This is a genomic window from Paenibacillus sp. SAFN-054 (assembly GCF_051966755.1).
Lineage (GTDB): Bacteria > Bacillota > Bacilli > Paenibacillales > Paenibacillaceae > Paenibacillus_AQ.
In genome coordinates this window covers 50149-63668 of record NZ_JBQCKS010000008.1, presented here as the reverse complement: position 1 = coordinate 63668, position 13520 = coordinate 50149, and the positions used below count along the sequence as shown (strand labels likewise).

11 protein-coding genes are annotated in these 13520 nt (G+C 53.7%); 7 read left to right on the top strand and 4 right to left on the bottom strand.

All coding sequences use genetic code 11. The annotated features are described in order from the left end of the window. Positions 1-133: 133 nt before the first annotated feature. From ACTHPM_RS25585 to ACTHPM_RS25575, 3 genes are all read right to left on the bottom strand, one after another. On the bottom strand, positions 134-2119 hold the full coding sequence (locus tag ACTHPM_RS25585) for a prolyl oligopeptidase family serine peptidase (protein WP_440398024.1): 1986 nt from the start codon (positions 2117-2119) through the stop codon (positions 134-136). 185 nt (positions 2120-2304) lie between these two features. Continuing rightward, entirely contained in the window at positions 2305-3402 is a 1098-nt protein-coding gene (locus tag ACTHPM_RS25580) for a DUF1648 domain-containing protein (RefSeq protein WP_440398025.1), read from the bottom strand. Next, positions 3402-3800, bottom strand: a complete 399-nt coding sequence (locus tag ACTHPM_RS25575; RefSeq protein WP_440398026.1) for a GntR family transcriptional regulator — start codon at positions 3798-3800, stop codon at positions 3402-3404. Before ACTHPM_RS25575 ends, ACTHPM_RS25580 begins: the two co-directional genes overlap by 1 nt. Before the next feature lie 628 nt (positions 3801-4428). Here ACTHPM_RS25575 and ACTHPM_RS25570 point away from each other — a divergent pair. From ACTHPM_RS25570 to ACTHPM_RS25555, 4 genes are all read left to right on the top strand, one after another. After that, the gene (locus ACTHPM_RS25570) at positions 4429-4623 is read left to right on the top strand and encodes a hypothetical protein (protein ID WP_440398027.1); all 195 of its coding nucleotides are present in this window, start codon (positions 4429-4431) and stop codon (positions 4621-4623) included. Positions 4624-4766: 143 nt separating this feature from the next. Beyond that, on the top strand, positions 4767-5663 hold the full coding sequence (locus tag ACTHPM_RS25565) for a helix-turn-helix transcriptional regulator (RefSeq protein WP_440398028.1): 897 nt from the start codon (positions 4767-4769) through the stop codon (positions 5661-5663). Continuing rightward, a complete protein-coding gene (locus ACTHPM_RS25560; protein ID WP_440398029.1) occupies positions 5597-6667 on the top strand; it encodes a hypothetical protein in 1071 nt (356 codons plus the stop codon). Before ACTHPM_RS25565 ends, ACTHPM_RS25560 begins: the two co-directional genes overlap by 67 nt. Before the next feature lie 18 nt (positions 6668-6685). Beyond that, a complete protein-coding gene (locus ACTHPM_RS25555) occupies positions 6686-7657 on the top strand; it encodes a hypothetical protein (RefSeq protein ID WP_440398030.1) in 972 nt (323 codons plus the stop codon). A gap of 79 nt (positions 7658-7736) precedes the next feature. Here the strand turns inward: ACTHPM_RS25555 and acnA are convergent, their stop codons facing one another. After that, positions 7737-10457: an aconitate hydratase AcnA gene (gene acnA / locus ACTHPM_RS25550; RefSeq protein ID WP_440398031.1), complete on the bottom strand. Its 2721-nt coding sequence runs from the start codon at positions 10455-10457 to the stop codon at positions 7737-7739. Between the two features lie 462 nt (positions 10458-10919). Between acnA and ACTHPM_RS25545 the strand changes: the two genes are divergently transcribed. The 3 genes from ACTHPM_RS25545 to ACTHPM_RS25535 all read left to right on the top strand — a co-directional run bounded on the left by ACTHPM_RS25545 (position 10920) and on the right by ACTHPM_RS25535 (position 13517). Further along, the gene (locus tag ACTHPM_RS25545) at positions 10920-11939 is read left to right on the top strand and encodes an amidase domain-containing protein (RefSeq protein WP_440398032.1); all 1020 of its coding nucleotides are present in this window, start codon (positions 10920-10922) and stop codon (positions 11937-11939) included. Positions 11940-12009: 70 nt separating this feature from the next. Then, positions 12010-13104 carry a D-alanine--D-alanine ligase gene (locus ACTHPM_RS25540; RefSeq protein WP_440398033.1) on the top strand — a complete coding sequence of 365 codons (1095 nt, stop codon included), beginning with the start codon at positions 12010-12012 and terminating at the stop codon, positions 13102-13104. A 92-nt stretch (positions 13105-13196) separates the two neighbouring features. Further along, positions 13197-13517, top strand: coding sequence for a hypothetical protein (locus ACTHPM_RS25535; protein ID WP_440398034.1), 321 nt, complete (start codon positions 13197-13199; stop codon positions 13515-13517). The last annotated feature ends 3 nt before the right edge of the window (positions 13518-13520 follow it).

Sequence of the window (13520 nt, the reverse complement as noted above, 5' to 3'; positions counted from 1 at the left end):
GGCGTGCTAGATGTAGAATGAAGTAACGCAAAAGACCACTGGAGTTAAGGTTTCCAGTGGTCTTTTTGCATGACTAATTATGGACGGAGCTTGCTTGTTGGGTGTAGTGCGGTCGTAAGAAAGCTCCACGGCATTATCTCTCGATATGTTCCTCAAACCAGCGCACGATATGGCTGAGGCGGCGTGTCCGCAGGTGCGGATGGCCGCTCCGGGACAGGTTATGGTCGGCGCCCGGGAACCGGATCAGCTGCGTTTTCTTCCCAAGCCGCTTCAAGGCGGTGAACATCTGCTCGCCCTGTTCGATCGGGCAGCGCAGGTCCTGTTCGCCGTGAAGGACAAGCAGCGGAGTGGTTACGTTCTTCACGTAAGCCAGCGGTGAATGCTTCCACAGCTTCTCCACGTCATCCCAGGCATTGCCCCAGATTTGATCCTCGGTAAAATGATACCCGATATCGCTTACGCCATAGAAGGAAAGCCAGTTGGAAATCGAGCGCTGGGTGACGGCCGCCTGGAAGCGGTCGGTATGGCCGACGATCCAGTTGGTCATGAAGCCGCCGTAGCTGCCTCCGGTCACGCCAAGGCGGGAAGCGTCGACGTAATCGTAATGATTCAGTACATAATCGGTGAAATCCATGAGGTCCTGGTAGTCCCGTCCGCCGTAGTCTCCCCGGACGGTGTTCACATGTGCTTGGCCGTAGCCGTGTCCCCCGCGCGGATTCGTGTAGAATACGGCAAAGCCGGCAGCTGCGAGGAGCTGGAATTCGTGCATGAACGTATGGCCGTACATCGCCTGAGGCCCGCCATGGATTTCAAGAACGGCAGGAACCTTGGAGCCTTCCTTGTAGCCGATCGGCTTCATGATCCAGCCCTGCATCGGCCAGCCGTCCCCGGCAGTGAATTGGAACTCCTCCGGTTCGCTGAGCATCAGCTCGTTCCAGAGCCCGGCATTGCAGTCCGTAAGGCGCGTTTCCTCGCCGCTTATGAGATCGAGCCGGAACAGGTCCCCCGGCTGGAGAGGATCAGCAGCAGCGAAGATCAGCTCTCCGCTTGGCGCCAGCGCGAACTGGTAAATTTCACGGTCGCCTCCCGCCATGATCTCGAAGTCGGAGCCGTCCAGCGCGAAGCGGGCAATTTCCACACGCCCATTCTGGCTGATCTGGACATACACGGACTGTCCGTCATGGCTGTATACCGGAGGCGTTCCGGCTCCGGCGCGCATGTCGCTGACGCAGCTGTGGCCAAGCTGGATGTCCAAGTCGGTGTAAAGCGCGCGATACGCTCCGCCTTCGGCAGGCAGGAGATAAATACGGGTTAATGTCGCATACCCGCAGGACAGATCATCGGCAAGCATGAGAATGTGCTTGCCGTCCGGGGTGTAGCTGACATGTCCGATGCTGATTTGGCCGTCGGTCAGCTGACGCGTTACACCGCCAGCCCGATCGGTTACGTACAGATCGTTCGTGGGTCTGAGATCGGCATCGGCAATGTCCGCGGTAGGAAGCTCCGTGGTATAGGCGATTTCGGCTCCGCTTGGTGACCATGCGAAAGCACCGACATCGAACGAGCCGGAAGTGATCTGCGTGCTGGTTCTGGTTCCGATATCAAAGAAGAACAGATGCGTTCTGCGGCTGCTTATCAGGCCGGCCCCATCGGCTTTATAGCGGATGCGGTCCACGATAGTTTCCTCCGGCAGCTTATCCTTCGAGTCATCCGATTCCTCCTTTCCGTCAGGGGCTTCGGCCTTCAGCAGCAGTGCTGTCCCGTCCGGAGACCACTTATAAGCGCTTACACCATGCTTAAGCTCGGTAACTGCCTGTGCTTCACCTCCGTGCGCTGGCAAAAGCCAGACTTGGCGGGCATCCCCCTTTTTGCGGAGAAAAGCGAGCTGCGAACCGTCGGGCGACCACTGCGGAGCGCCGTCCTGTTCACCCGCGGTGAACGGCATATCTTCGCTTCCATCCGGCTTCATCAGGCGGATCTGGGTCACATAGCCGGTATGCTTGCTGTTGACCGACTTTAGTATGTACGCAGCCGCTCCATTTTCAGGAGAGACTGCAGGATCGCTAACCCAGTGCATGCGGTGCAGGTCCTCGGCTGTCATCACGTGTTTTTCACTCATCGAAAAAGACCTCCCATTAGAGAAAATGAACAGAATGAACAATAGCTTGAGTTTCATTATCCCAGAGAATGGGCAGGAAATCCATCCCATACGGATGGGGTGAAGGCGATAAGGGCCGGTTATTCATGTTGCAGAAAAGATCCGCGTTTTTCCCGGCCCCGGCTGGCATCATGGAACAGCATCTCTTACCCCGCAAAAATGCCGGCGACAGCAATCATAACCATAATGCCGACCAATACCATCCAGGCCGCGGGTCTCGCAAAGTTGATCGTCCAGCCGATTCCCATCCGCTTCTCAACGAACAGCGCCGGATCATTCGGGTTGAAATAGACGAAGCCAAGCTTCCAGAAACGGTCATCATTGACCGCGGTCCTGCCTGTACCCACGGCATGGCTGCCGATACGGCGGCCCCCCTGGCCGGTCGTGAGTGAAATGACCAAAGCCATGATCACGATGACGCTAGGAAGCAGCAGGGACACGAGCATCATGATGCTGCTGTTCAGTTCGTACCGCATATTGAGCTGGATGAACGAAAACAGAAGCACCATGATCATGGCGGATACGGCGTTAAACATCGACCAACGCAAACGGAACACGGCGTTCCGCTGAGCGGAGAGCTCCGGATGATCGGGATCGATCTGCTGTTTGCTTTCGAGGATCATGCGGTTGATGAACACGAACAGCGCGATCATCACGAACTGCATCAGATTGAGCCCCAGCACGGACCGGTAGGACTTAGCCACGGAGCGCGTTACCTCGCCCTGCCAATCGAATTTCATCGCAATCGTGTCCGGAAACTGATCGTAATAAAGGATGGCGAACAGGGCGCTGATGATCGTCACGCCAAGATGAAGCAAAAACCAGCGGTTGGATATGATCATTTTTTTGCTGCGGAACCGGGTATCAATCGCGATTTTTCCGCTTCTCATCGTTTCTTTCGGAAAGGAGGACTTCATCTTTTTCATTTTGAAATAATACGTCATATTCATGACGCCGGAGCAAATCACAGTGACGATAATATACGAAGAGAGCACATAGAGCTGGGTTTCCTCATCCGACATCATCAGAACGGACAGGCAGCCAACCAGCAGCAGGGCATACAAGACGCCGCTGATCCAGGCATACTGTCTGCGCATATGACGGAGCTGCGGGCTGTGATACATTTCTTCGCTGACCGATATGCCGAAGCTGACGGTTTCCCGGGTGAGAAACGGCATCGCAATCAGCGTAATCGAAATCGGAATGAACATGACGACCGTCATTAAAGCAGATATCCATAACATTAGGCATTCTCCTTTGTGCCGCGTGAAATGTCTTCATAAAGCGATTCTACAAGCTGGAGCAGGCTTTCTTTGCTCATGCTTCGGCAGATGGCCTCGGCGATCAGGGGACGGAGCTGCTCTGTTTGCTTCTGTTCATACTCCATCGTAACGCCAGGCATGCCGTCGGGATTGATGACGACCCCTTTTTGCCGGTGGATCTGAATGAAACCTTCCTGTTTCAGCAGCGTGTAAGCCTTGTTGATCGTGTGCAGATTGACGCCGATGTCCGACGCCAGGCTTCTCACCGAGGGCAAATCCTCGCCGGGTTTCAACTCGCCGCTGGCGATGCCCTCAATGATCTGATTCATCAGCTGCGCATAAATGGGAAGATCCGACTGCATATCCAGACGGATGATCATGGGAAGACCTTCTTTCGGCAGTGGATTTTTTAAAATAGTTAACTGTTATACTACAAATATAACATATGGAACATTGTCGAGTAAATAGACATGAGCAAAAAATAAAAAAAGAGCGTCTGCAAATGCAGGCGCTCTTTTACCAATATAAATCTTATGAATGGAAGGGGAAGCCACTCATAAGGAGGGATATGCGATATTTAATCCTTCGGTTACCGTTTCGGGCTTAGTTTCTCAAGCAAAACCTCTTTAAATGTCACTGGCTTATCCATGGTGGTGTCCTTTTTGGGCGGTGTAGTGACCTGAGGTCTGGGATAAGCATGGTGAAAGGGCATCATTTGCGGAACGTTCATCAATTTCTTTCCTCCTCGCGCAGGTTCTTAACCGTATTTCTTAATGCATATGTATGCGGAAAAACGGATGCTTTTCTCCGGGTTTCTTGTTCTTTACCCGTTCATTTTCGCTTTTAAACCCAATATCCGTATTTTGGGAAAATGGTCATGCGATTTTAGGACTGATGGGTGAGTTATGGGACCGGAGGTCCTTTATTTCTGCTACGACAATTTATGTCGTACCTCCTGTCATATAATGGGGCTGTGAACGGATGCATAAAGGAAGGAGGTGAACAACAATGGCAAAAACCAAAAGAGGACGCATTCTGTGGAGCCTACCGTCTAGAGGCCGGGGAACCTGCCCTGTTTGCGACAGCAAGCGGATCAAGCTGCTTTATACGCGTACGGGTGCAGACGGTACGGCACTAAAGGTGTGCAAAAAATGCTTTAAAGCAGAGCAAGAGAGAATTGATTCTGCAGCGTCGAAGCGTTGACAAGCGGGGGGGCATGCTGCCTGGGAAGCCTCAGTTTTTTCCTTGTTACAGGAAAAATGGCTTGAATCTCCGAACCTGCAGATGCTTCAATAGAAATGCAGGGTTCCATCTGCGAGAGAAGGGGGAGCCGGAATTTGAGCAACATGCACAGGATTCATTGGTTTGATCAACGAGTCAGGGAAGGTCATTACCCGAGCAGCAAAGATATGGCCCTTCAATTTGAAATATCCAGGAGGCAGGCGCAGCGTGATATCGAATACATGGCCGTTTCCCTGCGTGCACCGCTTCAATACATCGCAAAGCACCGGGGATATGGTTATGAGGATAAGACCTACGTGCTGCCTCATTTATACATAACGGAAGAAGAAAGGGATGTTCTAAGCTTTCTGGCGCGGAAATACGGTCAGTACAGCAGCGATCAACCTTCCAGCATACAGCGGGTTGCGCACCTGCTCAGCCGCTTTACCGGAGAAGAGGAGACGGAAGCCTTTGGACGGTTGCCGTTCTTTGAAGCTCAGCCGCGCTTGATTGAGATCAGTGGACAGCTTGCATTCGCAATTTCTCATCGGAAAATTGTGCATATCCGCTATCGCGATGAGGCCGGGGAGATAAGGCATGACATCTGTCCGGTTCAACTGTTATCCAGATACAATGCGGATTACGTAGCGGCTTATGGAGCGGACGGAAGCCGGAAGCGGCTGTACAGGATTGACGGTATCGCAGACTTGCATGTAACCGCCCGGATATTTGAGGATAGGGATGAGCAGAATGCCGCGGTGATCGAGCGAGACATTCCGGCTATCAAGCCGTTCACGGCCAGAATCAAGCTGAATCATGAGCTAGGCGAAGACACTTGGTTTGGATATGCTGCGAGACCTGTAGGTGAGCTTCTGTATGAGATTGATTTTTACGATGCAGAGTCTTTCATGCAGCAGTTGATGCAGTCAGCATGGAAACGGCTGGAAGCGCCCAAATGGCTGAAGCAGAAGCTTCAGACCCGGTGCGAGCAGGTGCTGCACTGTTTAAACGGAGAGGGGTAGCAATGGTGTCCAGCGTCATATTACAGGATCTAATCGTCAAAAGAGAATCAAAATCCTATACCGATGCTTTATATGCAATTCTTACGGCTGCAGGCTTGTTCGAAGGGCCCAAATACATGCTGTCCGCTTTAAGCGGGATGGCCTTTATTTTCGCGGTCCATGAACGGCTGCTCCATCTTTCGGTCACAGCTTACGGACAATGGGGAACCGTTCATAAGCGGGCGGCCGACAGCCTCGGTATTTACACGGTCTGGGACGGGGGACGCACGCGGCATCCGACATTCCCGCGCTACCAGCAGGATGCGGTCCAGTGGATTAAGGAGAGCCTCGACAAGGGGATCGGGGTGGTCTATTGGATTCCGGAGTTCGGCGTGATTTACGGTTATGATGACGAGGACCGGGTTTTTTATGTGCAGGACGGCATTTCGAATGAAAACCGGCTGGTGCTGTACGATAACTTAGGCCTGAATTTTACACCCTTCTGGCATGCGCAAGCTTTTGGGGACAGCATAGAGATCCATCCCGAACAAAGGGTGCTTGAGGCACTCCGGATGGCGATTGACGATTGGAACACGGCATATCCGGTCCAGCCGGATGAAAGTATCGCTTCAGGCCGGATGGCTTATTCGTATTTGATTCGGGCTCTGATGCAGGGAGAGTACGACGAAGCTGGGGCGGTTTATATTCTGGAGTCGTATCAGCAATCCAGGCATGAGATCATGCTGTTTTTGAAGGAGGCCGAGCAATGGTTTCCCGAGCTGAAAAAAGCCTCCGACCTGTATGAACAAACAGTATCCCTGTTCAAGCTGTCGGAATGGATATCTACTAGGAATGCGAAGCACAAATCCATTAACTCCTACGCGATGACTTCCTTAATAGGAGCGCTTGAGGAGGCCTGCCGCTTGGAGGATGAAGCGGTGAACGTATTCAGGGGCATTTCGGGCCGGTATCCCGATTTGAAGCGATTCACGGTTCCGCGCTGGGGTCTGCATATAGCAAGATAGCAAGATGGGAGGATGGGAATGGGAGCGAAAATACTTGATGGATTACGCATGATGGTCGCATCCAGGTCATACATTGATGCCATGCATGCCGTGCTCGCTCACGCCGGGTGGACGTCATATCCGAAGCCCGTGTTATCAGGGGTGACGGTAACGGGCTTCCGATTTGTGGTGGAACGCAGGCTAAGCTCCGAATCGGCAACGGCATACAACTGGATCGCGGAGAATTTTCTTGCCGCGGATTTTGTTGGCGTGACATCTAATCAGGCTGCGGGCTTTACGTTCGAGCCCACCTTCCCGCTGTATCAGCGTCAGGCTGTATCGGATTTGAAGGCAGCCATCGATCGGGGCAGGGGAGCGGTATTCTGGAGGGACCGCTTTGTCGTCGCCGCAGGCTATGACGATGAAGCGGGGGTATTATGGTATTCGGATGGAGATGGCTCCGAACTCTGCCAACTTCCTTACCAAGAGTTCGGTAGGAATGTGTCGCCGTATTGGCATTATCAAATCCTTGACGATCCGGTGGAACTGGATCCGATCGAGGTCTATAAAGAGTCGTTGGTACAAGCGGTATACAAATGGGAAACGCATGACATCATGCTGCCGAAAGAAGATTACGCATGCGGCCGGGAAGCGTATGGCGCGATCCGGGAGGCACTCGAAACGAAGCGCTATGACCCGGCTCAAGCAGCTGAGGTTTTCCGGTGTTATGCCGCATCCAAACGGGACGTTAGCCTGTATATGGATACGCTGACGTCCCTATGGCCAGAGCTAATCGATGCGGCGGAAGCCTACCGGGTAGTGGCGGCTTCTTTCCAGGAGGCTTTAACCCTCATGGAGGGGCTGGAACGCATTACGGAAGAAGAATCCGAAAGCAGCCTGGTCCAGCGGATGGAAGAATGCCAGCAGTCGGAGCAGAAAGCCATTGATGAAATCAAAAGTTTCATGCGCGAACGGATCGGCAACAGGTTTGACCATGTTGGCCAACGATAGAATCAGCACAAAAAAAGGCGCCCCCTTGAGCCATATCGACTCGGGGACGCCTTTTTTCTATTGCAATCCGAAACTCGGACTATTGCTTCTGATTCGCGATCATTTGGCGAAGCACGGTTTGCAGAATGCCGCCGTTATGGTAGTAATCCACGTCCACCATGCTGTCCAAACGCGCCGTAACCGGGAATTCGAACTTCGTGCCGTCTTCGCGGATGGCCATGACGCTCAAGCTTTCGCCTGGCTTCACATCATTGCTGAGTCCGACAATATCGAAGGTTTCTCTGCCGGTCAGACCGAGGCTCTTCCAGCCATGGCCTTCCTGGAATTGCAGCGGGAGCACGCCCATGCCAACCAGGTTGCTGCGGTGGATCCGTTCGAAGCTCTCAGCGATGACCGCTTTGACGCCCAGGAGGAAGGTACCTTTTGCCGCCCAGTCACGGGAGCTGCCTGTACCGTATTCCTTGCCTGCGATAACCACGAGGTTGCGGTCGCCGTTCTGATACTTCATGGAAGCATCGTAAATGGACATGACTTCGTCCGTCGGCAGGTATGTCGTTACGCCGCCTTCCGTTCCAGGTGCCACCTGGTTGCGGATCCGGATGTTGGCGAAGGTGCCGCGCATCATGACTTCATGGTTACCGCGGCGGGAGCCGTAGGAGTTGAAGTCTTTGCGCTCTACGCCATGCTCTTTCAGGTAAAGACCTGCAGGGCTTGTAGGCGAGATGTTGCCGGCTGGGGAAATGTGGTCCGTTGTGACGGAATCACCCAGAAGGGCAAGCACGTTGGCGTCTTTAATGTCCTTGATATCGTTCAGCTCGGTGCCCAGGTTCTCGAAGAACGGAGGGTTCTGGATGTAAGTGGAGTTTTCGTCCCACTCGTACAGTTCGCCTTCCGGTACCGGAATCGCGTTCCAGCGCTCGTTCGCGGTAAATACGTTCGCGTATTTCTGACGGAACATTTCCGCATTGACGGACAGGCTGATCGCTTCTTTGATTTCTTCGGAAGATGGCCAGATATCCTTCAGATATACAGGCTCGCCCTGTTGGTCGTGGCCGATCGGATCATTGAGCAGATCGATGTTAACCGTTCCTGCCAGCGCGTATGCAACCACGAGCGGAGGCGATGCCAGGTAGTTGGCTTTGACCTGCGCATGGACGCGGCCTTCGAAGTTACGGTTACCGGACAGGACAGCACCAACGGTCATGTCGTTATCGGCAATCGCTTGGCTGACTTCGTCCGGAAGCGGACCGGAGTTACCAATGCATGTCGCACAGCCGTAACCCGCTACGTAGAAGCCGAGAGCTTCGAGGGATTTCAGCAGGTCAGCCTTTTTCAGGTACTCGGTTACGACGAGGGAACCCGGAGTCAAGCTGGTTTTAACATAGCCGGGAACGGTCAGGCCGCGTTCAACCGCCTTTTTGGCGAGAAGGCCTGCGCCCAGCATAACGCTTGGGTTGGACGTGTTGGTACAGCTTGTGATCGCCGCGATCACGACTGCGCCTGTTCCCATTTCGCTGGTGGAGCCGTCTTTATGCTGTACAGTCACTTTTTCTTCGATTTTGGCATCGCTCAGGCCATATCCGCCTTTTTCGATCGGCGTACGAACGATGTCATTAAAGGCTTGCTTCATGTTCGTCAGCTCGATGCGGTCCTGCGGACGCTTCGGTCCGGCAAGGCTCGGTACGACGGAAGCCAGATCGAGTTCGATGACGTCCGTGAACTCAGGATCTTCCGTATTAGCGGTGCGGAACATGTTTTGCGCTTTGTAGTAAGCTTCAACAAGCTCAATTTGCTCGTCGGAGCGGCCTGTGTTGCGCAGGTAAGCCAGCGTCTCGCTGTCAACCGGGAAGAAGCCGATCGTGGCGCCGTATTCCGGTGCCATATTCGCTACAGTTGCACGGTCTGCCAAGCTGATGTTGGAGAGGCCTGGTCCGAAGAACTCCACGAATTTGCCGACAACGCCTTTTTTGCGCAGCAATTCCGTAACCGTAAGCGCAAGGTCAGTTGCCGTAGCGCCTTCCGTCAGGCTGCCTGTCAGCTTGAAGCCGATAACGTCAGGCGTGACGAAGTACAGCGGTTGTCCGAGCATGCCGGCTTCTGCTTCGATGCCGCCGACGCCCCAGCCCACGACGCCAAGACCGTTGATCATGGTCGTATGGGAGTCCGTGCCTACGAGGGAGTCCGGATAAACGACCGTTTCGCCGTCGATGGTTTTGGTTGCTGCAACAGACGCGAGATATTCAAGGTTAACCTGGTGAACGATACCCGTAGCTGGCGGAACCGCACGGAAGTTGTTGAATGCGGTTTGTGCCCAGCGAAGGAAGCGGTAACGCTCCTCGTTACGCTCGAATTCCACTTCCATGTTATAGTTCAGTGCTTCGCCATTGCCGAACGCATCGACCATAACGGAGTGGTCAATAACGAGATCGACCGGTACGAGCGGGTTGATGCTCTTCGGATCCCCGCCGGCTTTCTTCACGGTATCGCGCATGGCTGCAAGGTCAACGACGACCGGTACGCCGGTAAAGTCCTGGAGAACGATACGTGCAGGGATGAAAGGGATCTCCTTATTGTGGTCAAGCCCTTCATTCCATTTGGCCAGTTGGTTTACATGTTCCTCGGTAATGGCGCGTCCGTCGAATTGGCGGATGGCAGCTTCCAAAAGCACTTTAATGGAGAACGGGAGCTTGGAAATGCTGCCGATTCCCTGTTCTTCGAGCGCCTGCAGGCTGTTGTAGCGGTATGTTTTGCCGCCGACTTCCAGGCTGCGGACGGTGTTGAACTGATCCTTTGCTGTCATACATGTACCTCCTTAAAAATGTGTTCGTGTCCTACGTCAATGAACATATCGGGTGGGATGGCTTGGGTGATGAGCGATAAGGGCAATCACTTTGCCGTTCCTAGTTTCACTAGATGAAACATAATTTCAAAATAGTGAGGTTTGCTTTTAGTATACCGTTTACAAGCTTGGGAGTAAAGAACTTTTTGCGTCTATTTATATGAAACGAAAGGATCAATTTCCGCACGGGGCCGAAAGCTTCTATAGCCTCCAAAACCTTGCTTTGCCAATGGTTCCGAAATGCTGCACCGCTGGGCGGCATTCGCCGTATGTGACTTTCATGGAACCCTGAAGCGAACTGCAGTTCATAGCGGCTCGGTTCGTCTCATATACGTAAGTAAGAAGCCGTTTTATGAAGGCTCATGGACCGTACGGCACAAGCGGCGGCTGCAAAGTAACGGTAAGGAGAGGGGAATAGAGCGGATGGATAAGGAATGGAAACAGACACTCTACACCTATGTGAATCAATATAACCAGCATCAAATCGACTATAGGTCGAGCCATGTGCAGCAGGTCGTCACCGATCCGGCTTATCTGATGGCCAGAGCCGAGCGTTCTTCCCGGCTTTCACGGTGGTATGCCGAGCGGGGAGCCCGGCCGCTGCGCAGCGAAACAAGGGCCAAGCTGCTGCGGACGATTCAGGATGCGCCGGACCAGGCTGTCATCGACGTGCAGCTGTACGTGCAGCTGTTTTATGAAAAAGGCGGCGTGAACCATATGGAGGAGATGATCCAACGGGAGCGACTTACGCTCATCCGCGACGGGGATGATTGGGTCATTGTGTCCGTAGAGCATCTGACGCCTGAAAAGCATCCGGTTCCCCAAGGCGCGGGCGTACCGGGTGGAGTGCAGGATTACGCCTACACGGCGCATGGAAGCAGTCCGCAGCCGTATCTGAATTCCTACGTTCTTCAAGGGGGAGGCGTCGGGCGCAAGTCGGTCCGGTACCGCCGCGAGGAAGCGGCAGCTTATGCCGACAAATGGTGGAATTCCAATAATCCGGAGTTTGCCGAATTCGACGTCGACTGCACCAATTACATCTCGCAATGTCTCTTTGCAGGGGATGCGCCAATCAACTATACTGGTAAAAGAGAAGCGGGCTGGTGGTACAAAGGATATGTCAGCGGCAAGGAATGGTGGAGCTACAGCTGGGCTGTCTCCAACGCATTGTCCAGATATCTTGCGGGCAGTACGTCGGGGATTCGAGGTGAAATCGTCGAGCGTCCCGAGCAGCTGATGCTGGGCGACGTCATTTTTTATGACTGGGACGGCGACGGCTCCTTCCAGCATTCGACAATCGTAACGGCTTTCGATGCGGGCGGGCAGCCTCTCGTGAATGCCCATACGGTCAGCAGCAAACACCGGTACTGGGACTATAAGGATTCCTATGCATGGACCGATAATACCGCATACCGTTTTTTGCATATCCCGGACTACTTCTAGAGCGTTATAATGGTTATGAGTACGACAGCAGGAGCAGCCTGCAATACAGTGGAAAAGAGAGAGGTTAGGCATGGGGAACAACAAAACTACCGTAGGCCTGGTATACGGCGGCAAATCAGGCGAGCACGAGGTGTCGCTGCAGACGGCTTTTGCGGTCATGAACGCCTTTGATTACGATAAATACGAGCTGATTCCGTTCTACATTACGAAGCAAGGCGAGTGGAAGAAGGGAAGCACGCTTTCCGCGCCGCTCGACAAGCTGGAGAAGCTGAAGCTGGAGCATGACAGCGAAGGAACCGAAGGAGCGCTCAGCGCCATTTTCAGCCGGTTGTACGGCGGAGAAGCGGCTGTTGATCTGATGTTTCCGCTGCTGCACGGGACTTACGGCGAAGACGGAACCATTCAGGGCCTGTTCGAAATGGCCAACGTCCCGTATGTAGGGGCAGGCGTACTGGCATCCGCAGCCGGCATGGATAAGGTTGTGATGAAAAAGCTGTTCGCGCAGGCGGGTCTTCCCCAGTGCGGGTTCTGCTACTTCACCAAGCCTCAATGGGAACAAAGCAGCTTTAATCTGATCATGGGCGTAGAGGACGATCTGGGGTACCCATGTTTCGTGAAACCTGCCAATCTTGGATCAAGTGTAGGCATTTCCAAAGCAAGAAACCGCGAGGAGCTGGAGCGTGCGGTAGAGCTGGCATTCCGCTATGACGTAAAGGTCATCGTCGAGGAATTCGTGGACGCGCGTGAAGTCGAAGTGGCCGTCCTGGGCAATCAGGAGCCGATGGCCTCCGTGCCCGGCGAGATCGTATCCTCTGCGGACTATTACGATTATGCGGCCAAGTATACCGACGGACAATCCGAGATGGTCATTCCGGCCGCCGTGGATCCGGAAGTGGCGGACCGTCTTCGCGAAGCCGCACTGATCGCCTTCCAGGCGATCGAGGGCAGCGGCATTACGCGGGCCGATTTCTTCCTCCGGAAGTCCGACGGAGCGATTCTGATTAACGAAGTGAATACGATGCCCGGCTTTACGCCATTCAGCATGTATCCGCTGCTGTGGCGAGAGACCGGACTTGGCTATCAGGCGCTGCTGGACCGGATGATCGAGCTCGCCCTTGAGCGCTACGAAAGCAAACAATCGCTCATCTACACGAATGAAGCGTAATCCAGAATAAGCAGTTTTTCGAGGTGTCCGGCCGGCGCAGCAAGAGGCCGGGCACTTTTTCCATATCCGAAGAGAGGGCAGGTGCTACGAAGATGGGATTTCAAACCGAATTCAACTCCGTGTGCAAATTCAAAAGCGAGCAGGAGCTTTACGAACTGATGGAGTACGGGCGCGGCAAAATGGTCAAGCAGGGCTTCCGCGTATTTCCGACGGGACAAAAGGTCATCGCCTATACGCCGGATAACGTCGCGGTGGCCATCGTCAAAATCGTGGGCTGCATCGCCGAAATCAACTTTGGCGGCCAGGAAGTCACTGAGGTCGAAATGGAGCTGATCCGGAAGTTAAGCGATGAAGAATCCCGGGTTCAGACGGATTTGGCTTATGAAATGTTTTTTGGGGAACAACATCCTTAAGGC

What these genes read in the sequence shown, in the direction of transcription:
- ACTHPM_RS25585 (WP_440398024.1), bottom strand. Translation starts at nt 2,119, where the DNA reads ATGAGTGAAAAACACGTGATGACAGCCGAGGACCTGCACCGCATGCAC.
- ACTHPM_RS25580 (WP_440398025.1), bottom strand. Translation starts at nt 3,402, where the DNA reads ATGTTATGGATATCTGCTTTAATGACGGTCGTCATGTTCATTCCGATT.
- ACTHPM_RS25575 (WP_440398026.1), bottom strand. Translation starts at nt 3,800, where the DNA reads ATGATCATCCGTCTGGATATGCAGTCGGATCTTCCCATTTATGCGCAG.
- ACTHPM_RS25570 (WP_440398027.1), top strand. Translation starts at nt 4,429, where the DNA reads ATGGCAAAAACCAAAAGAGGACGCATTCTGTGGAGCCTACCGTCTAGA.
- ACTHPM_RS25565 (WP_440398028.1), top strand. Translation starts at nt 4,767, where the DNA reads ATGCACAGGATTCATTGGTTTGATCAACGAGTCAGGGAAGGTCATTAC.
- ACTHPM_RS25560 (WP_440398029.1), top strand. Translation starts at nt 5,597, where the DNA reads ATGGCTGAAGCAGAAGCTTCAGACCCGGTGCGAGCAGGTGCTGCACTG.
- ACTHPM_RS25555 (WP_440398030.1), top strand. Translation starts at nt 6,686, where the DNA reads ATGGGAGCGAAAATACTTGATGGATTACGCATGATGGTCGCATCCAGG.
- acnA (WP_440398031.1), bottom strand. Translation starts at nt 10,457, where the DNA reads ATGACAGCAAAGGATCAGTTCAACACCGTCCGCAGCCTGGAAGTCGGC.
- ACTHPM_RS25545 (WP_440398032.1), top strand. Translation starts at nt 10,920, where the DNA reads ATGGATAAGGAATGGAAACAGACACTCTACACCTATGTGAATCAATAT.
- ACTHPM_RS25540 (WP_440398033.1), top strand. Translation starts at nt 12,010, where the DNA reads ATGGGGAACAACAAAACTACCGTAGGCCTGGTATACGGCGGCAAATCA.
- ACTHPM_RS25535 (WP_440398034.1), top strand. Translation starts at nt 13,197, where the DNA reads ATGGGATTTCAAACCGAATTCAACTCCGTGTGCAAATTCAAAAGCGAG.